The following is a 26,469-nucleotide window of genomic DNA, read 5'->3' on the forward strand; positions in this document are numbered from 1 at the left end:
TGGCGGGGCCCGCCGATGATGCTAGGCCTGGACCTGCGCGGCTGCCACGAGCGGCTCCAGCTCGGCGGTGACCCGGGCCACGCCGGCCGCGTCGGGAGAGTCGGCGAGCTCGCCCAGGTGGCGGCGCGCGTCGAGCGGGCGGCCGGCGTCGAGGGCGGCCAGGACCACCTGACGTCCGGCCTCGACCTCGTGCTCGCGTGGGGACCAGTGCCCCACGCCCAGCCCCAGGCCGTCGCCCGGCAGCCCCGACTCGCGCAGCATCCGCACGCTCTCGCTGACCGCGCGGCCCGTCCGGTCGCGCTCGCAGGCGCCGTTGAGCCGGCGCATCGCGCCCTCGTGGTCGTCGACGAGGGAGAGGCGGGCGAGCTCGATGAGGGCGTACCAGGCGCGCGGGTTGCCCGCGATCTCCTCGGCGAGGGCCCACACCGCGAGGTTCTCGGCGCGCTCGCGGTCCGCGGGCTCCTGGTCCGCGGTGAGCGGGTCGGCCGGGCCGACCCCGCTGGCGCGCCGGCGCACCAGGTCGGCGAGGGCCCCGAAGGCCTCGATGTCGTTCGGGTCCTCCACGAGCCGCGCCCGGAGGGAGTCCTCACGCGGGACGTCGGCGGTCGGCGGGACCGCGGAGGGACGGCGCATCCCGACGCGGCGGACCGGCTTCTTCCGCCCGAGGAGGGCGCGCAGTCGTCTCAGCAGTGCCATGCCGACGACCATATCCGCATCGCCCCGGCCCTGCCGCCCGACGGGGGCCGCAGGCGTGGCGGCCGGTACCGGCCGACTTTGTAGGCATCCCACAACCCCTCGCTATGCTCGCACGCATGACGGTCAGCGAGCGGGTCAGCCGGGAGGAGGGCAGCTCCGACGTCGTGCGCCGCCTGCGTGGCGGCACGGACATGCTCACCTCGGCCGCCCTGCGGCGCCTCGACGCCGAGCTCGACTGGTACCGGTCCCTGGCCGCCGAGGACCGCTCGTGGATCGGTCTGGTGGCCCAGGCCGGCATCGCCGCCTTCATCACCTGGTACGAGCAGCCCTCCTCGGGCTCCTACAACGCCCAGGAGATCTTCCGCGCCGCGCCGCCCGAGCTGACGCGGTCGATCTCGCTGCAGCACACCCTCCAGCTCGTCCGGATCGTCGTCGAGGTCGTCGAGGACAACGCCGTCCAGCTCGCCGAGCCCGGCCAGCAGCGCGAGCTGCGCGACGCCGTCCTGGTCTACTCGCGCGAGGTCGCGTTCTCCGCGGCGGAGATCTACGCCCGCGCGGCCGAGACCCGCGGCGCCTGGGACGCCCGGCTCGAGGCTCTCGTGGTCGACTCGCTCGTGCGCGGCGTCGCCGACGACTCGGTCCGTTCGCGGATCGCGGCCCTGGGGTGGTCCGGCCTGGGCGCCACCCTCGTCCTCGTCGGCCCGGCGCCTGCGGCGATGGACGAGCGGCGCACCTCCGACCTGCGCCGGGCGTGCCGCCGCGCCGCCGCCGACGCCCTCGTCGGGATCCAGGGCGACCGTCTCGTCGTCGTCCTCGGCGGTGAGGGGGACCTGCGCGCCGCCGCCGAGTCCCTGCTGCCCCGGTTCGCCCCGGGCCCGGTGGTCCTGGGCCCGCAGGTGCGCGACGTCGGCGACGCCGGCCGGGCGGCCCGGGCCGCGGTGGCCGGCCAGCTGGCCGTGCGCGCCTGGCCCGGCGCCCCGCGGCCCGTGCTGGCCGACGAGCTGCTGCCCGAGCGGATGCTCAACGGGGACCCCCTCGCCCGGCGCACCCTTGTCGAGGACCTGTACAAGCCGCTCGTCGCCGGCGGCGCCACGCTCGTGCAGACCCTGGAGGAGTACTTCGCGCAGGGCCGCTCGCTCGAGGCTGCCGCGCGCGCCCTGTTCGTCCACCCCAACACGGTGCGGTACCGCCTGCGGCGCATCGCCCAGGTGGTGGGGTGGGACCCCACCGACGCCCGGGAGGGCTTCGTCCTCCAGATCGCCCTCGCCGTCGGCCGCCTCACGCAGACCGACGCCGGGCACTCGGGCGTGTGAGCGCCTCGCGCCCGACAGGCCGGCGTGTGACGCACGTCCCGCGCCCGCGCCGCCCCGAGGGGCGGGCCAGTGACCGGCGTCACGGACTTGTAGGTATCGCACAAGCGCCTCCGCGGGACTTGGTAGGCCCCGTAGGCGCGGCGGCCCCCTCCCCGGCGGGCAAGGTTGGACGGTGCTAGCCGTTCTCTGCCCCGGACAGGGCGCCCAGACCCCCGGGATGCTCGCGCCCTGGCTCGAGCTCGCCCACCTGCGTGAGCTGCTCGAGCACTACAGCGACGTCACCGAGCTCGACCTCGTCACCCTCGGGACGACGGCGGACGCCGAGACCATCCGCGACACGCGGGTCGCCCAGCCGCTGCTCGTGGCCGCCTCCCTGCTGAGCCACCACGCGCTCGGGCGCCCCCGCGCCGACCTGGCCGCGGGGCACTCCGTGGGCGAGCTGGCCGCGGCCGCCGTCGCCGGGGTCCTGACCGACGACGCAGCCCTGGTGCTCGTCCGCGAGCGTGGCCGGGCCATGGCCGACGCCGCGGCGGCCGTCCCCACCGGCATGACCGCCGTCGTGGGCGGGCGCCCCGACGAGGTCGAGGCGGCCCTGGCGCGGCACGGCCTCACCGCTGCCAACGTCAACGGCGGGGGGCAGGTGGTCGCCGCCGGCACCGCCGACCAGCTCGCCGCTCTCGCCGCCGACCCGCCCCCGCGTGCCCGGGTGATCCCGCTGCAGGTCGCGGGCGCCTTCCACACCGAGCACATGGCCCCCGCCGTCGCGGCGGTCCGCGCCACGGCCGCCGGCCTCACCCCGGCCGACCCGGCCACCACGCTGCTCTCGAACGCCGACGGCGCCGTGGTGTCCTCCGGGGCCGACGCCCTCGAGCGCCTCGTCACCCAGGTGGCCAGCCCCGTGCGCTGGGACCTGTGCTGCGAGCAGATGCTCGCCTCCGGCGTCACCGCCGCCGTGGAGCTGTGCCCCGGCGGGGTGCTCACGGGTCTGGCCCGGCGCACCCTGCCCGGGGTCGAGACGGTGGCCCTCAAGAGCCCGGACGACCTGCCCGCCGCACGCGAGCTCATCGACAGCCACGGAGGATCCCGATGACCCGCCCCACCCTGCGCGTCTCCACACCCGTCGAGCACGCCCGGATCCTCGGCGTCGGCGGGGTCCGCGGCGAGAACGTCGTCGTCAACGACGACATCGTCGGGCCGATCAGCTCCTCCGACGAGTGGATCCGCCAGCGCACCGGCATCGTCTCGCGCCGCCGCGCGGGCGAGGACGTCGACGTCGCCGACCTGGCCGAGGGCGCCGCCCGGGCCGCGCTCGAGGCCGCGGGGCTGACGGGGTCGGACGTCGACGCCGTGGTCGTGTCCACCGTGACGTGGTTCGAGCAGACGCCGTCCCTCGCGGCGGTCGTCGCCGACCGGATCGGCGCGACGCCCGCCGCGGCCTACGACATCTCGGCCGCGTGCGCCGGGTACGCCTACGGCATCGCCCAGGCCGACGCCATGGTCCGCGCGGGCACCGCCCGGCACGTCCTGGTCATCGGCGTGGAGAAGATGTCCGACTTCATCGACCCCACCGACCGGTCGATCTCCTTCCTCCTCGGTGACGGCGCCGGCGCCGCCGTCGTCGGCCCCTCGGACACCCCGGGCATCGGGCCGACGGTGTGGGGCTCGGACGGCTCGGCCGCCGGGATGATCAAGCAGACGCACTCGTGGCTGGACTACCGCACCGCGGGTCCCGGCGCGGAGGTCGACTGGCCGACCCTGCGCCAGGAGGGGCCCTCGGTGTACAAGTGGGCCGTCTTCCAGATGACGCCGACCGCGGAGCGCGCCATCGAGGCGGCCGGGCTGCGCCCGGAGGACATCGACGTGTTCATCCCGCACCAGGCGAACATGCGGATCATCGACCACATGGTCAAGAAGCTCGGCCTGCGCGACGACGTCGTCGTGGGCCGGGACATCGCCGAGACGGGCAACACCTCCGCCGCGTCGATCCCGCTGGCCACCGAGCGGCTCCTGCGCGAGGGGCAGGCGCGCAGCGGCGACATCGCCCTGCAGATCGGGTTCGGCGCCGGGCTGGTCTACGCCGCCCAGGTCGTCGTCTTGCCCTGACCCACCCGCGTGCCGCCCTGGCACGGGCGGCGGGCCCCCACCAGACTGTCCACCGACCACCCACGTGAGACTTCACCGCACGTGACACAACAAGGGAGAGAACACATGGCTTACAGCGAGCAGGAGATCCTGGCCGGGCTGGCCGAGATCGTCAACGAGGAGACCGGCCTGCCGGTGGACTCCGTCACCCCCGAGAAGTCCTTCACGGACGACCTCGACGTCGACTCCCTGTCGATGATGACGATCGCCACCCTCGCCGAGGAGAAGTTCGAGGTCCGCATCCCCGACGAGGAGGTCGGCAACCTCAAGACCGTCCAGGACGCCGTCGCCTACATCAACGGCGCCCAGCAGGCCTGACCTCACCGGCCGGGGCGCGCCCCGCGCGCCCCGGCCGTGGCACGGCCAGCACCGCCCCGCACAGCCCCGCACAGCCCGAAGGAGCACCCGCATGGCAGCGACCACCGTCGTCGTGACCGGCCTCGGCACCACCAACCCGCTCGGCGGGGACGTCGCGTCCACCTGGTCGGCGGTCCTCGCCGGCAAGTCGGGCGTGCACACGCTCGACAACGACTGGGCCGAACGCTACGAGCTGCCCGTCAGCTTCGCCGCCGAGGTCGCGGTCAAGCCCGAGGACGTCCTCCCCCGGCCCCAGCTGCGCCGCCTGGACCCCTCGGCCCAGTACGCCATGATCGCCGCGCTCGAGGCCTGGGCCGACGCCGGCAGCCCCGAGGTCGACGGCGAACGCCTCGGCGCCGTCGTCGGCTCCGGCATCGGCGGGGTCTGGACCATCCTCGACGCCTGGGACACCATCAAGGACAAGGGCGCCCGGCGGGTCATGCCGCTGACGGTGCCCATGCTCATGGCCAACTCCCCCGTCGCCAACATCTCCGTGCGCTTCGGCGCGAGAGCCGGCGCCCACGCCCCGGTCTCCGCCTGCGCGTCGGGCGCCGAGGCCATCGCCTACGGGGTCGACATGATCCGCTCCGGGCGCGCCGACGTCGTCATCGCCGGCGGCGCCGAGGCCGCGATCCACCCGATGCCGCTCGCCTCCTTCGCCAAGATGCAGGCGCTGTCCACCCGCAACGACGACCCGGAGGCGGCCTCGCGTCCCTACGACGTCGACCGGGACGGGTTCGTCATGGGTGAGGGCGCCGGCATCGTCGTCCTGGAGTCCGCCGAGCACGCCGCCGCCCGCGGCGCCCGCGTCCACGCGGTCGTCGCCGGGGTCGGGATGTCCGCCGACGCCTTCGACATCGCCCCGCCCGACCCGACCGGTGCGGGCCAGGAGCGCGCCATGCGCATCGCCCTGGCCGACGCCGGCCTGGCCGGCTCCGACGTCGTCCACGTCAACGCCCACGCCACCTCCACCCCCGCCGGCGACGGCGTGGAGGCGGGCGCCATCGCGCGCGTCCTGGGCGCGGGGGCCTGCGTGTCCGCGACGAAGTCCATGACCGGGCACCTCCTCGGCGGCGCCGGTGCCCTCGAGGCGGTCCTCACGGTCCTGGCGGTGCGCGAGCGCACCGCCCCGCCGACGATCAACGTCGACAACCTCCAGGAGGGGCTGGCGATCGACCTGGTGCGCGACGAGCCGCGCGCCCTGCCCACCGGCCAGGTCGCCGCGCTCAACAACGCGTTCGGCTTCGGCGGGCACAACGTGGCGGTGCTGTTCGCCTCCGCCTAGACCGCAGCACCTCGAGGGGCGCCCAGGGAGACCTCCCGGGGCGCCCTCGTCGCGTCACGCGCCCGCCGGCCCGCCGACCGGCGTCACCGAGCCGGGTCAGCCGACCCGGTGGAGCCACCGCACGGGGGCACCCGCACCCGCGTACCGGAAGGGCTCGAGCTCGTCGTCCCAGGCCTGGCCCAGCGCCAGGTCGAGCTCGTGGCGCAGGCGCAGGGGGTCACCGGCGTGCTCCAGCGCCGCGCGGACACGGTCCTCGGGCACGACCACGTTGCCGTGGGTGTCCGTCTGCGCGTGGAAGATCCCGAGCTCGGGGGTGTGCGACCAGCGTCCGCCGTCGCAGCCCGGGCTCGCCTCCTCGGTGATCTCGTAGCGCAGGTGGGTCCATCCGCGCAGCGCCGATGCCAGACGCGCCCCCGTGCCGACCGGGCCGACCCAGGAGTGCTCGGCCCGGAACAGGCCGTCGGCGGCGGGCTGCACCGTCCACTCCATCGTCACGCGCGCGTCCAGCACCGTGCCCGCCGCCCACTCGACGTGGGGGCACAGCGCCCGGGGCGCAGAGTGCACGAAGATGACGCCGCGGGTGAAGGCACCACTCATGTCGACTCCTCCTGGTTGGTTTCGAGGTGCGTCTTCCCCAACGACCTCGGTACCTCACAGGCGAGAGCTGTTCGCGCGGCGAACAGCGTCATCATGCCGTACAGGGAGCCGCTCGCGCCACACGTGGGCGCGGCGAGCCGTACGGCGATCCCACGAGCACCGCTGAGCGGACGGCGGTTGGCGGCCCGCAAAGACGCCCAACCACTCAGAGCAGCTCGCGGACCGCCTTCATCGCCTTCTTGCGCACGGCGGGCTCGAGCCGGTCGAGGTAGAGCTTGCCGTCGAGGTGGTCGACCTCGTGCTGGAGGGCGCGGGCCATGAGCTCCTCGCCCTCGACCACCACCTCCTTGCCGTCCAGGTCGATGCCCTCGACACGGGCGTACCAGGCGCGCCGGGTGGGGAACCACAGCCCGGGGACCGACAGGCAGCCCTCGTCGCCGTCCTGGAACTCGTCCTCGGACAGCTCGACGATGCGCGGGTTGAGGACGTAGCCGATCTCGTCGTCGATGTTCCAGGAGAACGCCCGGAGCCCGACGCCGATCTGGTTGGCGGCCAGGCCGGCGCGTCCCTCGGTGTCGACGGTCTCGAGGAGGTCCTCCACCAGGGAGCGGACACGGTCGTCGATGTCGGTGATGTCCTCGCAGGGGGTGCGCAGGACGGGGTCGCCGACGGTACGGATCTCACGCATGGCCATGGGGCCATCGTTTCACGATCGCCCGCGCGTCCCCGACGGCCGGCGGCCGCGGCCGGTGGGGAGTTCGTCTCACCCCCTGCCCACCGCGACGAAGGTGTGAGAGCCTGGAAGGCATGCCCGGACTGCTCCGCATGGTGCGCCGTGGTGCCGTCACCGTCGTCGGCGCCACGGTCCTCGTGGCGGGGCTGCTCATGCTGGTGCTCCCCGGCCCGGGCCTGCTCGGCACGGCCGCCGGCCTGGCCATCCTCGCCACGGAGTACGCCTGGGCCCGCAAGCACGTCCACCACGTGCGCCGGCGCGCCCACGACGTCACGGCGCTCGCGGGGGCGAGCCCGCTCAACACCGCCGTCGCGATCGGCTTCGGCGCGGTGCTGCTCGCGGTGGGCACCGTCGCGGTCGTCGCGCCCGACCTCATCCCCTTCGCGGGCGTCGGGGTGGGCGTCGGGCTCCTCCTCAGCGGCACCGCGATCGTCGTGGGCACCGTCGTCGGCTACCGCGAGCGTCTGCTCGCCCTGCGGCTGCGGCGCGAGGCCGAGCGGCACGGCATGACTCTCGGCGCCCCCTCGCAGCTGTCCGAGGAGCGCTGACCCGCTCGGGGCCCTAGGCCTCTGGCGCCCGCAGCGGCCCGCCGGGCACGCTGGACCCAGGCCCGTCGGCGCGACCGGGCCGGGGAGGGAGAGATGGTCGAGCAGCCCGAGGGGGCCGCCGCCGCGCTCCCCCGGTCCTCCGCGGCGGGGACCGAGACCGGGGAGGCGAGCGCGTACCCGGCCGCCGGAGCGGTGCCTGCCGAGACCGGGCTCACCGCTGCCGAGGTCGCCGAGCGCGTCCGGGCCGGCCAGGTCAACCGCACGAGCGAGCGGCCCAGCCGCACCGTCGCGCAGATCCTCCGGGCGAACCTCCTCACCCGCTTCAACGTCCTCCTCGGCGCCCTGCTCGCGGTGATCCTCGTCGTCGGGCCCCTGCAGGACGCACTCTTCGGCATCGTCATCGTCGCCAACGCGGCGGTGGGGATCGTCCAGGAGCTCAGGGCCAAGCGCACGCTCGACCGCCTCTCGGTGCTCGAGGCCCCCGTCGCGACGGTCGTGCGCGACGGCGCCACCGCCCGGGTCGGCGCCGCGGAGGTCGTGCTCGGCGACGTGGTGGAGGTCCACCGCGGCGACCAGCTCGTCGTCGACGGGCCGCTGCTGCGGGCGGAGGGCCTGGAGGTCGACGAGTCCCTCCTCACCGGTGAGGCCGCTCCCGAGCCCCGCGGGGTGGGCGAGACCGTCCTGTCGGGCAGCTTCGTCGTCGCCGGGTGGGGCCGGTACCGCGCGGACCGGGTGGGCGAGGCAGCCTACGCCGTGACGCTGGCGGCCGAGGCCCGGCGGTTCACCCTCGTCGCCAGCGAGATCCGCGTCGCTCTCGACCGCGTGCTCCGGGTGATCACCTGGGTGCTGGTGCCCACGGCGGTGCTGCTCGTGGCGACCCAGCTCCTCGTCGAGCAGGAGTCGCTCGCCGCGGCGGTCCGATCCTCTGTCGCGGGCGTCGTCGGCATGGTGCCGGAGGGGCTGGTGCTGCTCACCTCGGTGGCGTTCGCCGTGGGCGTCGTCCGGCTGGGGGCGCGCGGCGTGCTCGTCAAGGAGCTGCCGGCCATCGAGGGGCTGGCGCGGGTCGACGTGGTCGGGATCGACAAGACCGGCACCCTCACCGAGCCCGCGATGTCGGTGGCCGCGGTCGTGCCCTTCGGCGAGGGCCCGGCCGAGGCGGCGCTGGGGGCGATCGCCCACGCCGACGAGAACCCCAACGCCTCCACCCTCGCCCTCGCGCGCGCCTTCCCCGCGCCGGACGGGTGGGTGGTGACCCGACGAGGTGCCCTTCTCCTCGGCCCGCAAGTGGAGCGGGGTCACGGTGGCCGGGCACGGGACGTGGGTGCTGGGCGCCCCGGAGATGCTCCTCCCGCCCGGCGCGCCGGCCGTGGCCGAGGCCGAACGACGGTCGGCCGCGGGGCAGCGGGTGCTGCTCCTGGCCGGAGCCGGCGAGCTCCCGGCCACCGGGACGCGGACGACGGGCGAGCTCCCCGCCACCGGGACGCGGACGACGGGCGAGCTCCCGGCCAGCGGGCCGCGGACGACACGGGCCGGGGACCGGCAGCCCCCCGGCACGCTCGTCGCCGTCGCCCTCGTCGCGCTGGCGGAGCGGGTGCGCCCCGACGCCGCCGCCACCCTGCGCTACTTCGCCGCCGAGGGGGTCGACGTCAAGGTGATCTCGGGCGACAGCCCTCGCACCGCCTCCGCGGTGGCCGCCGAGCTCGCCCTGCCCGGCGCGGACCGGCCGGTGGACGCCCGCACCCTGGGTCCGGACCTGGCCGACGCCGTCGAGGGCGCAGCCGTCCTGGGCCGGGTGACGCCGCAGCAGAAGCGGGAGATGGTCCGGGCCCTGCGCGGGCGCGGGCACGTCGTCGCCATGACCGGCGACGGCGTCAACGACGTCCTGGCGCTGAAGGAGGCGGACATCGGCGTGGCCATGGGCAGCGGCGCCCCCGCCGCCCGGGCGGTGGCCCAGCTCGTGCTCATGGACGACCGGTTCGACGTGCTGCCGGGCGTGGTCGCCGAGGGCCGCCGGGTCATCGCCAACATCGAGCGGGTCGCGCACCTGTTCCTCACCAAGACCGTCTACGTCGCCGTCCTGGCCGTCGCGGTCGGGGTGGCCCAGCTGCCGTTCCCGTTCTTCCCGCGGCACCTCACCATCGTCTCCACCCTCACGATCGGCGTGCCGGCGTTCTTCCTCGCCCTGGCCCCGAACCTCGAGCGGTCCCGGCCCGACTTCCTGCGCCGGGTGCTGCGCTTCGCCGTGCCGGCCGGGACCGTCGCAGCGGCCGCGACCTTCGGTGGCTACGCCCTGGCGCTCGGCGCCGGCCTGGGCGTCGGCGCCGCCCGGACCACGGCCACGGTGGTCCTGCTCGGGATCGGCCTGAGCGTCCTCACCCTGCTCATGGTGCCGCTACGGCGCTGGGAGCTGGGCCTCCTCGCGGCGCTGGTCGGCACGTTCGCCGCGCTGATGGTGGTGCCGTGGACGCGGTCGTTCTTCGCGCTCACCACCCTGCCGCCGCGCGCGTGGGCGGTCGCCGGTGCCCTGGTCCTCGGGGCCGGGCTCGCGCTCGTCGTCGTGCACCGTCTCGCCCACCGCGGGTACCCGCCCGCCGGGGCGCCGCCGACCGGGTCGGCCGTCAGAGCCGGGCGAGGGTCTCCGGGTCGGCCGAGCCGCCGTAGTACCGGTCCAGCACCGCGGTGAACGCCGGCTCGTCGGGATCGGCGGCCGCGAACAGCGTCATCGACGACCGGAGCTTGACCGCGTCGATCCCGCCGAGCAGCTCCTGCGCCGTGGGGGCGGGGCTCGCCGCGACGGTCCGCGCGCACTGGACGAGACGGGGCCCCAGGACCGGGTGCCGCAGGTAGGCCCGGGCCTCGGCCGCGGAGGTGATGGCGAACCGCCGCGCCGTCTCGCTGCGGCCCAGCCCGGCGACCTGCGGGAAGACGAACCACATCCAGTGCCCCGTCTTGCGTCCGCGGCCCAGCTCGGCCAGAGCGGCGTCGTAGGTGCCGTCCTGGGCCCGGACGAACCTCTCGAGGTCGTGCTCGTCGGTCATGGCTCCCCTGTCGTGGTGTCCTTCGGTAGGGATGTCCCCAGCGTGGAGCGCAGGACCTCCTCCGCGCCCGGTGGTGCGCCCACCGCGTCGAGGCCGAGAAGGGCCGCGCCGAGCACCGGCGGGGCGTCCACCACACGCACGGACGCCGACGGCGCGCCGTCGGCCAGACCCGCCTCGACCGCCCCGAGGAGCAGCGGGTCGCGGGCCGCGAGGACCCCGCCGCCGAGGACGACGTCGACCGCCGTCCGCAGCAGTCCGAGCCGGCCCAGGGCGGCGGTGGCGAGGAGCACCACCTCCTCCGCCATGCGCCGCACGACGGCGACGGCGGCGGGGTCACCCGCGCCGGCCACCCGCAGCAGCACCGGGGTCAGCCCGAGCAGCCGGGCGGCAGGGATGTCGCCCAGGTGGATGCCCGCGACGACCTCGGCGACCGTCGTGACGCCGAAGTGGCCGATGACGGCGTCGCGCAGGGCGGTGGGCGCGCCCCGGCCGTCCTCGGCCCGCACCGCGAGCCACAGCGTCTCCGCGGCGAGGTCCTCCCCGCCGCCCCAGTCGCCCGAGAGCCGCCCCAGCGCGGGGAACCGGGCCACCGCGCCGTCGGCGGCGACGCCGACGGCGTTGACGCCCGCCCCCACGACCACGGCCACCGCGTCGGCCGCGTCGGTCCCGGCCCGCAGGAGCGCGAAGGTGTCGTTGTCGACCACCGCCCGCTGCGTCCAGCCGGCCGCGTCGATCCGGTCGCGGAGCGCTGCGGTCTCCGCGGGCAGGTCGGCCCCGGCCAGGTAGAACGCGCCGTGGTCGGCCACCGGGCCGGCCGCCGGGTCCTGCCCGGCGTCGGCGGCGACGCGCGCCACGAGCTCACCGATCACGCTCATGGTCGTGGTCATCCCCACGCTCTGGTGGCACGATCCGCCACCCCGGGCGCGCGCCAGCACCGTCCCGTCCGCGGCGACGAGGACGACGTCGGTCTTGCTGTTCCCGCCGTCGACGGCCAGGACGCTCACGACAGCCACCGCAGGTGCTCGTGGTTCGCGGCGAGGAGGAGGTCGGTCAGCCGGTCGGCGGTCTCCGCCTGACCGATGAGCGGGTGGGCGAGCAGGGCGCGGAAGACACGGTCCCGCCCCCCGCGCAGCGCGGCGTCGAGCGCGAGGCTCTCGTAGGCGCTGACGTGCGCGACCAGACCGGCGAGGAGCGGGTCGAGCGGCGCCACGGGTTCGGGCACCACGCCCCCGGCGCCGACCCGGGCGGGCACCTCGACGACGGCGCCGTCGTCGAGGAAGGGCAACGTCCCCGCGTTGCGCAGGTTGACGACCTGGACGTCGCGCCGGTCGCCGACGAGGGAGGCCATGAGGTCCACGGCAGCCTCGGAGTAGTAGGCGCCCCCGCGCCGCTCCAGCAGGGCCGGCTTCTCGTCGAGGGCGGGGTCGGCGTAGAGGTCGAGGAGCTCCCGCTCGATGGCGGCGACCTCCTCGGCGCGCGAGGCGCTCGTGCGCTGCTCGCGGACGACGGCGTCGTGGTCGTAGAAGTAGCGCAGGTAGTACGAGGGCCAGGCACCGATCCGGCGCAGCAGGGCAGCAGGCAGGCCGGACCGCTCGGTGAGGACCTCGGCGCCCTCGTCCAGCAGGCCCGGCAGGACGTCGGTGCCGCCGACGACGACGCGCCGGGTCCATGTGAGGTGGTTGAGCCCCACGTGGTCCAGGCTCACGTCGGCGGGGTCCGCGCCGAGGTGGGCAGCGACGGCGCGCTGGTTGCCGATGGCGACGTTGCACAGGCCCACCGCACGGTGCCCGGCGTCGAGCAGCGCCCGGGTGACGATCCCGACCGGGTTGGTGAAGTCGACGACCCAGGCGTTCGGTGCCGCCCGGGCCCGGACCCGCTCGGCGATGTCCAGCACGACCGGCACGGTGCGCAGGGCCTTCGCCAGCCCCCCGGCGCCGGTGGTCTCCTGCCCCACGCAGCCGCACTCGAGCGGAAGGGTCTCGTCGACCGCGCGGGCTCGCTGCCCGCCGACACGCAGCTGGAGCAGGACGACGCCGGCACCGTCCACGGCCGCGTCCAGGTCCGTCGTCGCGCTCACCCGGGCCGGGTGGCCCTGACGGGCCAGGATGCGCCAGGACACGCCCGCGACCAGGTCCAGACGCTCCTCGGCCGGGTCCGTCAGAGCCAGCTCCTCGATCGAGAGCAGGTTCCCCAGCCGTGCGATCCCGTCGACGAGCTCGGGGGTGTACGTCGACCCGCCGCCGACGACCGCGACCTTCACGTGCTGCTCCTTCCGTGGGCCGGCCGGGCGCCGTGCCCCCGGACCAGGGTGGCACGACGACGCCGGGCGGGCGTCCTCACAGGTCCCGCTGGGCCAGCTCTCGGAGGTCGTCCGGCACACCGCCGGTCCGGCCCAGCGTCGCCGGGAGGTAGCCGACAGCGTCCTTGCCGAACCGGGCGCGCGCGGCGTCCATCGACCGGTCCAGCGCCCACCGGGCCGAGCCGGTCGCCGAGCCGGGGCGCCACGGGTCGGGCGGGGGGAGAGGCAGCTCGAGCTGGATGGACGGCTGGGCGGCGAGGTTCGACACCGAGATCGCCAGAAGGGTGATCTCGGGGTCGCCGTCCTGGTCGTCCAGGGCCTGCCGGACGAGGCGCTCGGCCACCTCGGTGAGCGTGAGCGTCGACGAGACGGGGGCGGCGAGGGTGAGGGAGCGGGTGACGGCCCGCATGCCGGCGAACCGCACCCGCACCGTGACCGTGCGGCCGGCGCGGTCCTTGGCACGCAGGCGCCCGGCGACCCGCTCCGCGAGGTGGGAGAGCACCGAGCGGACGAGCTCCGGCGTCGGGTCCCGCCGGCCCAGCGCGGACTGGGCGCCGACGGACCGGGCCCGGGACGACGTCGCGACCCGGCGCGGGTCCTCGTCCAGCGCCAGTGCGTGCAGCGTCCCCCCGGGGCGCCCGAGCAGACGCTCGAGCATGGGTCCCGGCGCGGCCGCGAGGTCGCCGACGGTGCGGATGCCCCGCTCCGCGAGCTGCCGCTCCGTCACCGGGCCGACCCCCCACATGAGGGCCACCGGCAGCGGGTCGAGGAAGGCGCGCTCGTGCCCCGGCTCGACGACGACGAGCCCGTCGGGCTTGGCCACCTGCGAGGCGACCTTGGCCAGGTGCTTGGTGCGGGCCGCGCCCACCGAGATCGCCAGCCCCACCTCCGCGCGCACCCGCCGCCGGATCAGCGCCCCGATCGACGCGGGCGGGCCGAAGAGGTGGACGGCCCCCGAGACGTCGAGGAAGGCCTCGTCGACGGAGATGCGCTGCACGAGGGGCGTGACGTCACCGAGGATGTCCATGACGCGGTCCGCCAGCGGCTGGTACCGCGCGAAGCTGCCGCGGACGAAGGTGAGGTCCGGGCACAGGCGGGCCGCCCGCCAGCCCGGCATCCCGCCCTGCACGCCGAAGGCCTTGGCCTCGTAGGACGCCGCGAGCACCACGCCACCGCTCGGGCTGCCGCCCACCGCGATGGGCCGGCCCCGCAGGGCGGGATCGAGCAGCTGCTCCACCGACGCGTAGAAGGCGTCGAGGTCGGCGTGGAGGATCGTCGCTCCGTCGGGCACGCGCCCAGCCTATGCGAACAGGCGTTCGACTGTCGAGGTCTCTCCGAAGCGACGTCGGCCTCGCCGCCGTACGCGTCCAGGAGCCGGTCCCGCTCGTCCGCGGTGACGGCCAGCACCGTCCCGTGCCGGGCGCGTCGCGGGAGGTGCGCGTCGACGTCGGTGAATGTCCCTGGTGGGACGGCGGGAACGTGCCCGCGGTCAGCTCACCCCCTCGTCACTGCGGCGTGGGCCACGGTCAGCGGCACGGCGGACATCACGCCGGTGAGGTGGTGCAGCTCTCCGCCTACTTCGGCCTCATCACGGGCGGGCTGGCCCCGGTGCTCATGGTGCTGCCCATCGGCCAGCGCCGCCTGGAGTCGGTGCGCTCCATCGCCGAGGTCCTCCCCGAGGCCAACCTGGAGGAGAACGAGGGCAAGGCCGTGGTGCGCTCGGTGAGCGGCCTGGTCCGGTTCGACCACGTGGGATTCCGCTATCCCGACGCCGAGACCGACGCCGTGGTCGACGTCGACCTCGAGGTCGCCGCCGGCGAGACCATCGCGTTCGTCCTAGAGCACGGAAGCAGCGTCGAGGTCGGAGCTCACGACAAGCTCATCGACGCCGGCGGCCCGTACGCGCGGCTGGAGCTCGCGCAGTGCACCTGAGTGGTGGCGTACCGGATCGGGCCACGAGGCTCGTCGGACTGACCGGCACGGTTCGTCGGACTGACTGGCACGCGGACTCGGCCGCCTCGGCTCGGCGACGACCGGGCGCTGGGTGAGGGCTAGGTGCCCGGGGGCGATCCGGTGCTCGGCGGTGACCCTGAGGTCGGCGGTGACCCTGGGGTCGGCGGTGACCCTGAGGTCGGTGGTGATGCCGGGGTCGGGGGCGACCCGGGGCTCGGTGGCGATCCGGGGCTCGGTGGTGTTCCGGGGGTGGTGATGGGGGTGGTGCCGGTGGGGGTGCCGTGGCGGTCGAGGAAACGCCAGTGGGTGGGGTGGCGTTCGATGGTGAGGTGTTGGGCGTGGACGTGGTCGTGGTGGTGCCAGCACAGCAGGATGGCGTTGGTGATGTCGGTGGGGCCGTGGTGGGCGTACCACCAGAGGTTGTGGTGGATCTCGCCCTCGCCGGGTGGGGCGTCGCAGCCGGGGTACTGGCAGTGCCGGTCGCGGGCGATGATGGCGCGGGTCTGGGCGGTGGTGAAGAGGCGTTCTTCGCGGCCGACGTCGAGGATCTCGGCGTCGGGGCCGAAGATGACGCGGTGGACGGCGCTGGCGCAGGCCAGGCGTTGGAGCAGGGTGAAGGGGATGGGGGTGTTGTCGGCCAGGGTCGCGGCCTCGATCCCGGCGAGGACACCGGGGTCGAGGTCGGCGGTGATCCGGGCGAGGGCGTCCCCGTCCTCGCCCGCGTCCTCGACGCCGCCCGTGCCGGCGTCACCCCGCCCGGGGCCGCCGGCGCCGCCGGTGCCGTGTGCGGAGGCGGCGGTGAGGGCGAGGAGGGTGTCCAGGGTGGTGGTCACGGCCAGGTGGGGGCGGATCCGGGCGGTGGGTTGGAGGGTGCCGGAGTCCAGGGCGAGGTGGGTGAGGCCGTTCAGGGCCGCGGCGCGGCGTTGGGCGGGGGTGCGGGTGTCCCCGGCGGGCGGGACGCCGGTGCGGGCGGTGAGGGCTTCTTTCAGGGCGGTGGCGTTGGCGGTGGCGAGGAAGCCGCGTAGGAGGGACCCGCCGGGGACGTCGGAGATGAACAGCTCCTCACGGTCCAGGTCGTCGGTGTAGGACCGGTCGGCGGCGTCGGGGTCGGTGCGGATGGCCCAGTGCTGGACCAGGCGGGTGAACCGGGCCACGTCCAGTCCCAGCGCGTGGGTGAGGAGGAAGTCCTCACCCAGCTCGGGGTCGGCCAGCTGCGCCACCCGGGCGGGGGTGTCGGTGGCGTGGCGGATCAGGACCCCGACGTGCTCGTCACTGATCATCCCCGCGGACAGGGCCGTGGCGGTGGCGGGCAGGACCTCGCGCAGGGCCCGGGCGGTACGGACCCGCCGGGCGGCGGTGGCGGGGTGGGCGCCGGTGGTCTGGCGGACCCAGGCGGGCAGGGTCCTGGCCCCGCCGGTGGCCCACCGCCCGTCGGCGTCGACCGCGGCCAGGACCTTGGCCTCCAGGCCGGTGAGGTGACGGCGGACCCGCTCCAAGTCCTGGGCGGTCTGGGCCAGGGCGGTGAACGCCAGCCCGTGCACGTCCAGCTCGGCCAACCCTGCGCACGCGGTCAGCAGGTCGGCGACCCCGGCCGCCAACGCGGTCCCGGGATCGACCACCGCCTCCGCCGCCACCACACACCCCCCAGGGCACACCGCCCCGTTTCACGGGGCGTTTCGGATCGAGTCCTCTACCTGCCACCAATTTATCGAACGCGCGTACGGGACCGCAATACCTCCGACTCGTGTGAATCAATTTGTGGATAACCACGGATATCCACAGATCCCGGTCGTCGGTTCACCGTCACGCGGGAGCGCTTCCGGACCCAGCAGCACGAACGCTCACCGCTGACATGCCGCGCGAGGGTCCCACCTGCGCTCACATCTACCTGTGCGTCGACAACGGCCCGGACACCCAAGGAGGTGAGAAGCCGTCGGCGCCACGGTGGGCCACGCCACGCCACTAATTCGCCAGGGCCGCTCGCCGGCCGGCGACCCGAGCCCCACGAACAGCCACCAACCTTTCGCCCATTTGTCGAGACAATTCACGGAACTGACCCACCGAGAATCCACGGAACTGACCCACCGAGAGCGGGCTCGAGCTTCGCACGCGCCTTTCATCCCTCTGGCGGCGGTACTGCCCGGCACTGACACCGACCAGTGGCGCAGAACACACTTGTGTTGCGGACCGGTCGCCGTGTAGGTTCCTCCCCGACAGGCAGGGTTGCCTGAAGGATTGTTACTCGGCGACGAGGCAAGACCTGAGACGCACGCACGTGCGGCTCGGGTCTTTTTTTGTGCCCGGGGACGTGGACAGAGAGGTCTTGAGATGGGTTCCGTGAACTACCGCACGTTGGCCGAGGACATCCTGCAGGAGGTCGGCGGCGAGCAGAACGTGACGAGCGCGACGCACTGCGCCACCCGGCTGCGGCTGAAGCTGCGCGACGAGAGCAAGGCCGACAAGGCCGCCATCGAGAAGCTCCCCGGGGTCATCACGGTGATGCAGGCGGGCGGCCAGTACCAGGTGGTCATCGGCAACAACGTGCCGACGGTCTATGCCGAGCTCGGCAAGATCTCGAAGCTGACCGACGACCGCCTCGCCGGCGCCGACGCCCCGGCCGGGGGCAACATCTTCAACCGGTTCATCGACCTCATCTCCTCGATCTTCCAGCCGGTGCTGTGGCCCCTCGCGGGTGCGGGACTCCTCAAGGCCTTCCTGAGCATGGCGACCCAGTTCGGCTGGCTCGCGGCCGAGTCCCAGACCTACGTCATCCTCGCCGCAGCCGCGGACGCACTCTTCTACTTCCTGCCGATGTTCCTGGCCATCACCGCGGCCAAGCGGTTCAGGACGAACCAGTTCACCTCGATGGCCATCGCCGGCGCCCTGGTGTACCCCTCGATCATCGCCCTGGCGGCGACCGGCGAGCCGGTGGCATTCGCCGGTCTGCCGGTCGTGCTCATGAACTACACGAGCTCGGTGATCCCGATCATCGTCGCCGTCTGGCTCCAGAGCCACCTCGAGCGGTTCCTCGCCAAGGTCCTCCCGGACGCGATCCGCAACTTCAGCGTCCCGCTGCTGACCATCCTCGTCATGGTGCCGCTCGTCCTCATGACGGTCGGGCCGGTCACCACCTACGCCGCCCAGGGGATCTCCTCGGGCGTCAACGCGATCTTCGGCATCGCCCCCTGGCTCGCCGGCGCCATCCTCGGCGGCTTCTGGCAGGTGTTCGTCCTCTTCGGGCTCCACTGGGGCCTGGTCCCCGTCATGGTGAACGACCTGACGACCCAGGGCTACTCCCTCCTCACGGGCCCGCTCCTCGCCGCGGTCCTCTCGCAGGCGGCCGCCGCCCTCGCCGTCGCGATCCGCAGCCACAGCGACGCACGTCGTGAGGTCGCCGCGACGGGCTCGCTCTCCGGGTTCCTCGCCGGGATCACCGAGCCCGTCATCTACGGCGTCAACCTGCCCCTGAAGAAGCCCTTCTACTTCGGCATCGCGGGTGGCGTCGTCGGCGGCGCGATCGCGGCGGCCGGCGGCAGCGCCGCCAACGCCTTCGTCTTCCCCTCCCTGCTCGCCCTGCCCGCCTACACCGCCGTCGGCAACTTCACCCTCCAGCTCATCGGCACAGCCGTCGCGGTCGCGATCGCCTTCACCCTGACCTTCTTCTTCGGGCCTCGCGAGTCCGCGGACGCCGTCAGCCCCGCCGCCACCACCGGGGGCGCCCCGGTTCCCGCCGTTCCGGGAGCCACCTCGGGCGCCGCCCAGGCCTCGACCGCCACGCTCACCGGCGTCGTCGACGTCCTCTCCCCCGTCGCCGGCCGCGCCGTGCCGCTGGCCGACGTGCAGGACAAGGTGTTCTCCTCCGGCGCGATGGGACAGGGTGTGGGCATCGTGCCCTCCGACGGTCGCATCTACTCGCCCATCACCGGCACGGTCCAGGTGGCGATGAAGACCGGGCACGCCTACGGCATCAAGTCGGCCGAGGGCGTCGAGGCCCTCGTCCACATCGGGATCGACACCGTCAAGCTCGGCGGACGCGGCTTCACCGCGGAGGTGACCCGCGGTCAGCAGGTCCGCGCCGGCGACCTCATCGCCGTCGTCGACCCGGACGTCGTCGCCGAGGCCGGCTACGACCTCACCACGGTGCTCGTCGTGACGAACACCAAGGAGCTCACCGCGGTCGTCCCGGTCGCCAGCGGCACCGTGGCCCACGGTGACCCGGCCCTGACCGTGCAGGTCTGAGACAGATGAACCACTTCCCGACGACGACGGAGCGCACCGTGACCACCAGCTTCCCCGCCGGCTTCCTCTGGGGCGGCGCCACCGCGGCCAACCAGGTCGAGGGCGCCTACGCCGAGGGGGGTAAGGGCCTGTCCATCCAGGACGTCCTTCCCCGGGGCATCCAGACGCCGCCCACCGAGGCCCCCACGCCGGACAACCTCAAGCTCGAGGCGGTCGACTTCTACCACCGCTACGCCGAGGACATCGCCCTGTTCGCCGAGATGGGGTTCAAGGTCTTCCGCCTCTCGATCGCGTGGAGCCGGATCTTCCCCAACGGTGACGACGACGCCCCGAACGAGGAGGGCCTCGCCTTCTACGACCGGGTCCTCGACGAGCTCGAGCGGCACGGCATCGAGCCCCTCGTCACCATCAGCCACTACGAGACACCGCTGCACCTGGCACGCGCCTACGGCGGGTGGACCAACCGCGACCTCATCGGGTTCTACGAGCGGTACTGCCGCACGCTCTTCGAGCGCTACGGCCACCGGGTGAGGTACTGGCTGACGTTCAACGAGATCAACTCCGTGCTGCACGAGCCCTTCCTCTCCGGCGGCATCCCGACGCCGAAGGACCAGCTGAGCGAGCAGGACCTGTACCAGGCCATCCACCACGAGCTCGTCGCGTCCGCGCGCGCCACCAGGCTCGCCCGCGAGCTCGCTCCCGGTGCACAGGTCGGCTGCATGATCCTCGCCATGCCCACCTACCCGCTCACCCCGGACCCCGCGGACGTCGTCGCGGCCATGCAGGCGGAGCACGCCAACTACGCCTTCGGTGACATCCACTGCCGGGGCGAGTACCCGGGCTACCTGCTGCGGTACTTCCGCGAGCACGGCATCGAGCTGGACGTCACCGACCAGGACCGCGAGGACCTGCGACACACGGTCGACTTCGTCTCGTTCAGCTACTACATGAGCCTGTGCGAGACCGCCGACCCCGAGAAGAAGGTGGCCGGCCTTGGCAACATCATGGGCGGCGTCCCGAACCCCACCCTCGAGGCGTCGGAGTGGGGCTGGCAGATCGACCCGCAGGGTCTGCGCGTCGTCCTCAACGACTACTGGGAGCGGTGGCAGAAGCCGCTCTTCATCGTGGAGAACGGCCTCGGCGCCGTCGACCAGCTCGTCGAGGTGGACGGCACCCCCACCGTCGTCGACGACTACCGCATCGCCTACCTCGACGACCACCTCGTGCAGGTGGGCGAGGCGCTGGCCGACGGCGTGGACCTGCTGGGCTACACCACGTGGGGCTGCATCGACCTCGTCAGCGCCTCGACCGCCCAGATGAGCAAGCGGTACGGGTTCATCTACGTCGACCGCAACGACGACGGCACCGGCAGCCTGGAGCGGTACCGCAAGAAGTCGTTCCACTGGTATCGCCAGGTCATCGCGACCAACGGCGCGATGTTCGGCCGCCGCGCCGACGACGTGGCTCCGGCGCTGCAGCACTGAGACCGGGGTGGCGGGGCCGGACGGTTCCCGCCACCCTGGGCCTGAGGAGAGGAGGTGGGCGTGGAGATCCTGCGGGTGTTCAACAACAACGTGGTCCTCGCCCGTACCGACGCCGGCAGTGACGTCATCCTCACCGGCCGCGGGCTGGGCTTCCAGGCGAGGCCCGGTGACACCGTCGACCAGGAGAAGGTGGTGCGCGTCTTCGTGCCCGAGGACGGCCGCGACCCGGACAACTTCGGTGCGCTCATCTCGGCGATCCCGCCCGAGCTCCTCCTCCTCGCCGACCAGGCCCTGGCCGCCTCGGACACCGGCTCCGGCCGGCGGGCCGGCTCCACCACGGTCGTCGGCCTCGCCGACCACATCAGCTTCGCGCTCGAACGCCTGCGCCAGGGCATCGAGATCGAGTACCCGCTCCGGGCCGAGGTCGCGCACCTCTACCCCGCCGAGCTGGCCACCGCCGGGCGCGTCCTCGAGCTCGTCAACGCCCGGCTCGCGGTGCCCCTCCCCCCGGAGGAGGCCGTGCCGATCGCCCTGCACCTGGTCAACGCCGGGTTCGCCACGGGCGACCTGTCGCAGACCTACCGCATGACCGGCGTCTTCGCGCAGCTCTTCGACGTCCTCGAGCAGACGTACTCCCGGCCCTTCGACCGGGACACGGTCAACGCGGCCCGGTTCATCACGCACCTGCGGTACTTCTTCGTCCGGGCGCACACCGGACGCCAGCTCGACGACGGCGCAGGCCGGCTCGGCACGGCCATCCGGGACGCCTACCCCGAGGCCTACTCGACGGCGCTGAAGCTGCAGGCGGTCCTCGAGCTCCGGCTCGGCCAGCCGCTCACCGAGGACGAGGTGACGTACCTGACGCTGCACGTCGCGCGCATGGTGGACGAGGTCAGAGCCTGATCGTGCCCACGCTCGCCGCCGTCGCCCCTAGTCTTGGCCCCGGACAAGGACGCCCACCCGAGCGGAGCCGATGATGCAGACGTACCTCTACTTCTCGCTGGTGCCCGAGGCGCTGATCGCCTCCCAGCTCCCGCCGGAGAAGTTCGGGCAGTACTACGCCACGGGGTACGGCTACAAGTCCAAGGGTCAGGCGCTGTTCTTCGACGTCGACCCCGTGCGGCTCGGCGACTTCTTCGACCTCGAGGCCGCGTTCGAGCGGTGCGTCGCCCACCCCGACGGCCGCCCCAAGAGCTCGGTGTACGTCTCCACCTACCGGGTGCTCGAGCACGTCCCGGTCGACGCGCTCGGCAGCCTCCACCTGACCACCGCGTACGGCGCCACGCTCGAGCTCGGGCGCAGCGCGGACCTGCCGCCCGCCGGCGACGGTCTGCACCTGTACAAGGAGCTCGCCCCGGTCACCAGCCTGGTCGTCAGCGACCAGGACCCCCGCACCTTCTACGAGGGCATCACGGTGCAGCCGTCGAAGTTCGTGCGCTTCCCGGGCCTGGCGTTCGTCGAGCTCGAGCTCGGTGAGCTGGCGAGCGACCCCGCCCGCGGCCACGTCGCGGACCTTCCGTACCCCAACCTCCACCACCTTCGTGAGGCTCTGCTGGAGGTCTCCCAGCCCGACAAGTCGACCAAGATGGTCGAGCGGGTACCGTCCGGGGAGTTCACCTACCGCACCGTCAAGGACGGCAGCGGCTTCTACTTCGGCAACGGCACCGACCTCGCGTTCTACCCCATGCCCTCGCACCACGACCTGCGCCAGGACCACCCGCTGTGGTGGCGGTCCGCGAACCAGTGAGGCAGACGCACGGGTGAGGGTCGCGATCGCGACGTGCACGGCGGTGCCGCCGGGCTTCGACGACGACGAGCGCCTCGCCGAGGAGCTCGGCCGCCGGGGGATCGACGTCGCCAGGATCGCCTGGGACACGCCGGGCGCCCGCTGGGACACCTTCGACACCGTCGTCATCCGGTCCACCTGGGACTACCCGGCCCGGCGCGTGGAGTTCCTCGCGTGGGCCGACGCCGTCGGTCCACGCCTGCACAACACTCCCGCGCTCGTGCGGTGGAACAGCGACAAGCGCTACCTCGCCGACCTCGCCGCGGCCGGGATCCCGGTCGTCCCGACGACGTTCGTGGCGCCGGGCGAGCCGTTGCCGGAGCTGCGCGGAGAGGTCGTCGTCAAACCGAGCGTCTCGGCCGGTGCCCGCGACACCGGCCGCTTCGGTGAGCGCAGCCACCACCGCGCCCGCGAGCTCGTGGCGCGCATCCAGGCCGGGGGCCGGACGGCGATGGTCCAGCCCTACCTCCCCGCCGTGGACACCCGGGGCGAGACGGCGGTGGTCTGCATCGACGGCGAGCCTCTCCACACCCTGCACAAGCACGCCGTCCTGCGGCCCGACGAGGTGGCACCCGTGCGCGCCGACGAGCTCGGCGCCGCCGAGGCGATGTACGACCCGGACCTCGTGGTCCCCGGCGAGGCCGAGCCGGCCGAGCTGGACCTCGTGCTCCGGGTCCTCGACGACGTCACCGCCCGCTTCCGCGGCACCCCGCTCTACGCACGGGTCGACATGGTCCTGGGCGACGACGGCGCACCGGTGCTGCTCGAGCTCGAGGCGGTCGAGCCGAACCTCTACCTCGACGTCGCCCCGGCCTCCCTCGGCCGGGTCGCCGACGCGATCGTCTCCCGCGCCGTGGCCCCGCCCATCTGAGGGCCCCGTCCGTCTGAGAACCGCGTCCGTCTGAGAACCGCGCGTCCGTCTGAGGGCCCTGGCCGTCTGAGAACCGCGCCCGTCTGAGGGCCCGTCCTCGTGAGAACCGCGTCCGTCTGGGTCGCACGGGCCCCCGCTCCCCCGGCCCGGCCAGAGCCCGGCCGCCCGCCGTCCGGTTCCGGTTGCGGCACGCCCGGGCCCCCCTAGCATCACAGTTCTCACGTGAGCGCGCCGGGGCCGCCGGCCACCGCGTGGACCGGACAGGGGGACCCGTGGCTCCGACCACTCGTGCAGGGGACGACGTCCCGCCTCGGCGGCGCCGCTCGCCCGTCGGGGCGCTGCTGGGGTTCCTCGTCGGGGTGGTGGTGACCACCGTCGTCGCCGTGGTCCTGCTCGGCATCGGCGTGGCCGGCGTGGGTGACGCCGAGGAGGCCATGGCCCCCACGCCGACGCCGACGCCGACGCCGACGGCCGAGCCGACGCCACGCCAGGACGCGTCCGGTCCCGTGCCGGCCGCGTGCCTGGAGGCCGCGGAGTACAACCAGACGCTCAACGAGGCCCTGGACGAGATCGCCGTCGGTGTCCGCGACCAGGACGCGCGCACGCTGCAGGAGGCGCTGGACGCCGTGCAGGACGCCCGGCCAGGCTCGGAGGCGGCGTCGCAGGAGTGCCAGGACCTCGCCGCCGAGGCCGACGACGCCACGGATGACGCCACGACCGGCACCACCGGCACCGAGGAGAGCACCTCGAGCACCTCGGACGCCACTGCCGAGCCGACCGACTCCGCGACGCGATGAGCGAGCGGAGCTCCACCGCCCGGCGCCGGGGCCTCGCGGAGCGCCTGTGGTACGGCTACGCGCGACTCGTCGTCGCGCTGCGCTGGTTCGTCATCGTCGGCTGGGCGGCGGCGGCGGCCGCGGCGATGATCCTGCTCCCGCCCCTGGGGACCACCGCCGACGACCTCGAGGCCCTCGGCGCCGACGACGCCAGCTTCGCCGCCGAGCAGCGCTCCGTCGAGCTCTTCGGGTTCCCGCTCCTCAGCCGGGTGGCCATGGTCCAGCACGACCCGGCCGGGATGACGACGCTCGCGCAGGCAGAGGCCGTCCTGCGCGGGATCGCGGTGAACCAGGACGCGTACGACACCGCGCTCCTCGGCGCCATCCCCATCCCCAACGCCGGCGGCGCGTTCCCCGGGGCTCTGGAGGAGGACACCGCTGTCGTCACGTTCCTCTTCGCCGAGCCGACCGCGAGCTTCTTCGAGCAGACGGACGTCGCGAAGCAGTTCGCCGAGGACCAGCTCACCGACGCCGAGGACGCGTACGTGGGCGTGACGGGTTCCATGCCCGCCCGCGCCGCGCAGGGCCGCGTGGTCAACGCGTACGTCCCCGTGGTCGAGCTGACCACCCTCCTCGCCGTCCTCACCGTCGTCGCCCTGACGTTCCGCTCGCTCGCCGCGCCCGCCGTCACGCTCGTCTCGGTCGGTGCGGCGGTCGGGGTGACGATGGGCGTCGCCGGCTCGGTGGCGGACGCGCTGGACTTCTCCGTCCCGGCGGACCTGCGCCCGCTCATCGTGGCGCTGCTGCTCGGCGTGGTGACCGACTACTGCATCTTCTACCTCTCGGGATTGCGGGCCCGGCTCGCCGAGGGCCACCACCGGCTCGAGGCCGCGCGGCTGGCGACCGCGTCGTTCACCCCGATCGTCACCGTCGCGGGCCTCACCGTCGCCGCCGGGACCGCCTCGCTCGTCGTCGCGGGGTCAGCGCTCTTCAGCGGCTTCGGGCCCGGGCTTGCCGTCACCGTGCTCACCGGGGTGGTGGTGGCGATCACCCTCGTCCCGGCGATCCTCGCGGTGCTCGGCCCGCGCGCGTTCTGGCCGAGCGACATCCGCCGCGCCCTCGAGCGCGAGGCCGGCCGCCAGCGCTCCTCCGCCCTGACGTCGACCGTGACGCACCGGGCCTCCGCCGTCGTCGTGGCCGCCCTGTGCATCGCGGGGCTGGGGCTGGCCGCCTCCCAGGTGCGCCACATGGACCTCGGGCTCGGCTTCGTCCAGTCGCTGCCCGCGGAGAGCGAGGTCGCGCGCGCGGCGGAGGCCGCCGGCGAGGGTTTCGCGCCCGGCATCGTCTCCCCCACCGAGCTGCTCGTCGAGGGCGACGGCGTGGGTGAGGACGAGGAGGCGGTCTCCCGGCTCGGCGAGGCGCTGCAGGCGCAGCCGGGTGTGGCCGGGGTCCTCGGCCCCGGTGACTCCGCCGCCGCGGACGACCTGGGCGTCCTCGTCGCCGAGAGCGGCGACGCCGTGCGCTATCTCGTCGTCCTCGACACGACGCCGCTCGAGGCCACCGCGATCGACAACCTCCGCGGTCTGCGCGAGAACCTGCCGGACCTGACCGCCGAGGCCGGGCTCGACGGCGTCACCACCAGCCTCGCCGGCGACACGGCCCTGGCCGACGGGATCGTCAAGGACACGACCGACGACCTCCTCCGCATCAGCGTCGCAGCGCTGGCCGTCAACCTGCTCATGCTCGTGATCTTCCTCAGGGCGCTCGTCGCTCCCCTGTACCTCCTCGCCTCGAGCGTCCTCGCCCTCGGCGCCACCCTCGGTATCACGGTCATGGTCTTCCAGGGGGTGCTCGGGCACGACGACCTCACCTTCTACGTGCCGTTCGCCGCCGCCGTGCTCCTGCTGTCCCTCGGCTCGGACTACAACATCTTCGCGGTGGGACGGGTCTGGCAGCTCGCCCGCGACCGCTCGCTGCGCGACGCGATGCTCGCCGGGGTCCCCCAGTCGACCCGGGCGATCACGGCAGCCGGTCTGGCCCTCGCCTCCAGCTTCGGGCTCCTCGCCCTGGTGCCGCTCAGACCGTTCCGCGAGCTGGGGTTCGTGCTCGCGGTGGGGATCCTCATCGACGTGTTCGTCGTGCGGGCGCTGCTGGTGCCGTCGCTGCTGACCATCGTCGGCACGGTGAGCAGCTGGCCGTCCCGTCAGCTGCGTCGGAGGGCACCGTCCGCGGACGCAGCGGCAGAACCGTGGGACGCGGACCCCGGGCGGGAGTCCGGGCGGCCGAGGCGCGCCGCGCCTGGCGGTCCGTGACTCAAGGCCGGCATCGCTCGTGCCCACGTCAGGAGGCCTC

Annotated in this window: 22 protein-coding genes and 1 pseudogene; 15 read left to right on the forward strand and 8 right to left on the reverse strand. The window is 74.0% G+C overall.

Annotated elements, in window-relative coordinates:
- Positions 1–21: 21 nt before the first annotated feature.
- Positions 22–696 (reverse strand): hypothetical protein, encoded by a 675-nt coding sequence (locus EDD32_RS16240; RefSeq protein ID WP_123919139.1) that lies wholly within the window; start codon positions 694–696, stop codon positions 22–24.
- A gap of 116 nt (positions 697–812) precedes the next feature.
- On the opposite strand from EDD32_RS16240, the gene EDD32_RS16245 reads away from it, so the two are divergent.
- From EDD32_RS16245 to EDD32_RS16265, 5 genes are all read left to right on the forward strand, one after another.
- Positions 813–2,009 carry a PucR family transcriptional regulator gene (locus EDD32_RS16245; RefSeq protein ID WP_246006182.1) on the forward strand — a complete coding sequence of 399 codons (1,197 nt, stop codon included), beginning with the start codon at positions 813–815 and terminating at the stop codon, positions 2,007–2,009.
- Between the two features lie 172 nt (positions 2,010–2,181).
- A complete protein-coding gene (locus tag EDD32_RS16250) occupies positions 2,182–3,099 on the forward strand; it encodes an ACP S-malonyltransferase (protein WP_123919143.1) in 918 nt (305 codons plus the stop codon).
- Complete coding sequence (locus EDD32_RS16255) at positions 3,096–4,112, forward strand: beta-ketoacyl-ACP synthase III (RefSeq protein WP_123919145.1); 1,017 nt, start codon at positions 3,096–3,098, stop codon at positions 4,110–4,112. The genes EDD32_RS16250 and EDD32_RS16255 overlap by 4 nt, the downstream gene beginning before the upstream one ends.
- 105 nt (positions 4,113–4,217) lie before the next feature.
- Positions 4,218–4,469, forward strand: coding sequence for an acyl carrier protein (locus tag EDD32_RS16260; protein WP_123919147.1), 252 nt, complete (start codon positions 4,218–4,220; stop codon positions 4,467–4,469).
- Positions 4,470–4,560: 91 nt separating this feature from the next.
- A complete protein-coding gene (locus tag EDD32_RS16265; protein WP_123919149.1) occupies positions 4,561–5,793 on the forward strand; it encodes a beta-ketoacyl-[acyl-carrier-protein] synthase family protein in 1,233 nt (410 codons plus the stop codon).
- Between the two features lie 96 nt (positions 5,794–5,889).
- Here the strand turns inward: EDD32_RS16265 and EDD32_RS16270 are convergent, their stop codons facing one another.
- Entirely contained in the window at positions 5,890–6,390 is a 501-nt protein-coding gene (locus tag EDD32_RS16270) for a DUF3145 domain-containing protein (RefSeq protein ID WP_123919151.1), read from the reverse strand.
- A 205-nt stretch (positions 6,391–6,595) separates the two neighbouring features.
- Complete coding sequence (gene def / locus EDD32_RS16275) at positions 6,596–7,084, reverse strand: peptide deformylase (RefSeq protein WP_123919153.1); 489 nt, start codon at positions 7,082–7,084, stop codon at positions 6,596–6,598.
- Positions 7,085–7,197: 113 nt separating this feature from the next.
- On the opposite strand from def, the gene EDD32_RS16280 reads away from it, so the two are divergent.
- Together EDD32_RS16280 and EDD32_RS20155 are read left to right on the forward strand one after the other, a co-directional pair.
- Positions 7,198–7,671: a PGPGW domain-containing protein gene (locus EDD32_RS16280; RefSeq protein ID WP_123919155.1), complete on the forward strand. Its 474-nt coding sequence runs from the start codon at positions 7,198–7,200 to the stop codon at positions 7,669–7,671.
- Between the two features lie 93 nt (positions 7,672–7,764).
- Positions 7,765–10,354, forward strand: a pseudogene (locus EDD32_RS20155) (HAD-IC family P-type ATPase).
- On the opposite strand, the gene EDD32_RS16295 reads toward EDD32_RS20155, so the two are convergent.
- The 4 genes from EDD32_RS16295 to dinB form a co-directional block, all read right to left on the reverse strand.
- Positions 10,290–10,709: a DUF1810 domain-containing protein gene (locus tag EDD32_RS16295; RefSeq protein ID WP_123919157.1), complete on the reverse strand. Its 420-nt coding sequence runs from the start codon at positions 10,707–10,709 to the stop codon at positions 10,290–10,292. The pseudogene EDD32_RS20155 and the gene EDD32_RS16295 sit on opposite strands and share 65 nt — an antisense overlap.
- A complete protein-coding gene (locus EDD32_RS16300) occupies positions 10,706–11,713 on the reverse strand; it encodes an N-acetylglucosamine kinase (RefSeq protein ID WP_246006184.1) in 1,008 nt (335 codons plus the stop codon). Before EDD32_RS16300 ends, EDD32_RS16295 begins: the two co-directional genes overlap by 4 nt.
- Complete coding sequence (locus EDD32_RS16305) at positions 11,710–12,969, reverse strand: 6-phospho-beta-glucosidase (RefSeq protein ID WP_123919161.1); 1,260 nt, start codon at positions 12,967–12,969, stop codon at positions 11,710–11,712. Before EDD32_RS16305 ends, EDD32_RS16300 begins: the two co-directional genes overlap by 4 nt.
- A 76-nt stretch (positions 12,970–13,045) precedes the next feature.
- On the reverse strand, positions 13,046–14,299 hold the full coding sequence (dinB, locus tag EDD32_RS16310) for a DNA polymerase IV (protein WP_123919163.1): 1,254 nt from the start codon (positions 14,297–14,299) through the stop codon (positions 13,046–13,048).
- 266 nt (positions 14,300–14,565) lie between these two features.
- Between dinB and EDD32_RS16315 the strand changes: the two genes are divergently transcribed.
- On the forward strand, positions 14,566–14,940 hold the full coding sequence (locus EDD32_RS16315; protein WP_123919165.1) for an ABC transporter ATP-binding protein/permease: 375 nt from the start codon (positions 14,566–14,568) through the stop codon (positions 14,938–14,940).
- Positions 14,941–15,059: 119 nt separating this feature from the next.
- Here the strand turns inward: EDD32_RS16315 and EDD32_RS16320 are convergent, their stop codons facing one another.
- Positions 15,060–16,595 (reverse strand): HNH endonuclease signature motif containing protein, encoded by a 1,536-nt coding sequence (locus EDD32_RS16320; protein WP_170175331.1) that lies wholly within the window; start codon positions 16,593–16,595, stop codon positions 15,060–15,062.
- A gap of 694 nt (positions 16,596–17,289) precedes the next feature.
- Here EDD32_RS16320 and EDD32_RS16325 point away from each other — a divergent pair.
- The 7 genes from EDD32_RS16325 to EDD32_RS16355 all read left to right on the forward strand — a co-directional run bounded on the left by EDD32_RS16325 (position 17,290) and on the right by EDD32_RS16355 (position 26,429).
- Positions 17,290–19,200, forward strand: coding sequence for a beta-glucoside-specific PTS transporter subunit IIABC (locus tag EDD32_RS16325; protein ID WP_123919169.1), 1,911 nt, complete (start codon positions 17,290–17,292; stop codon positions 19,198–19,200).
- 38 nt (positions 19,201–19,238) lie between these two features.
- Entirely contained in the window at positions 19,239–20,684 is a 1,446-nt protein-coding gene (locus EDD32_RS16330; protein WP_246006185.1) for a glycoside hydrolase family 1 protein, read from the forward strand.
- Between the two features lie 60 nt (positions 20,685–20,744).
- Positions 20,745–21,587, forward strand: coding sequence for a PRD domain-containing protein (locus EDD32_RS16335; protein WP_123920625.1), 843 nt, complete (start codon positions 20,745–20,747; stop codon positions 21,585–21,587).
- 73 nt (positions 21,588–21,660) lie between these two features.
- Positions 21,661–22,431 carry a hypothetical protein gene (locus EDD32_RS16340; RefSeq protein ID WP_123920626.1) on the forward strand — a complete coding sequence of 257 codons (771 nt, stop codon included), beginning with the start codon at positions 21,661–21,663 and terminating at the stop codon, positions 22,429–22,431.
- Between the two features lie 13 nt (positions 22,432–22,444).
- Positions 22,445–23,341, forward strand: a complete 897-nt coding sequence (locus EDD32_RS16345) for an ATP-grasp domain-containing protein (RefSeq protein ID WP_123919173.1) — start codon at positions 22,445–22,447, stop codon at positions 23,339–23,341.
- A 272-nt stretch (positions 23,342–23,613) separates the two neighbouring features.
- The gene (locus EDD32_RS16350) at positions 23,614–24,138 is read left to right on the forward strand and encodes a hypothetical protein (protein WP_123919175.1); all 525 of its coding nucleotides are present in this window, start codon (positions 23,614–23,616) and stop codon (positions 24,136–24,138) included.
- A complete protein-coding gene (locus EDD32_RS16355) occupies positions 24,135–26,429 on the forward strand; it encodes an MMPL family transporter (protein WP_123919177.1) in 2,295 nt (764 codons plus the stop codon). The genes EDD32_RS16350 and EDD32_RS16355 overlap by 4 nt, the downstream gene beginning before the upstream one ends.
- The last annotated feature ends 40 nt before the right edge of the window (positions 26,430–26,469 follow it).

It is taken from the genome of Georgenia muralis (assembly GCF_003814705.1).
GTDB lineage: Bacteria > Actinomycetota > Actinomycetes > Actinomycetales > Actinomycetaceae > Georgenia > Georgenia muralis.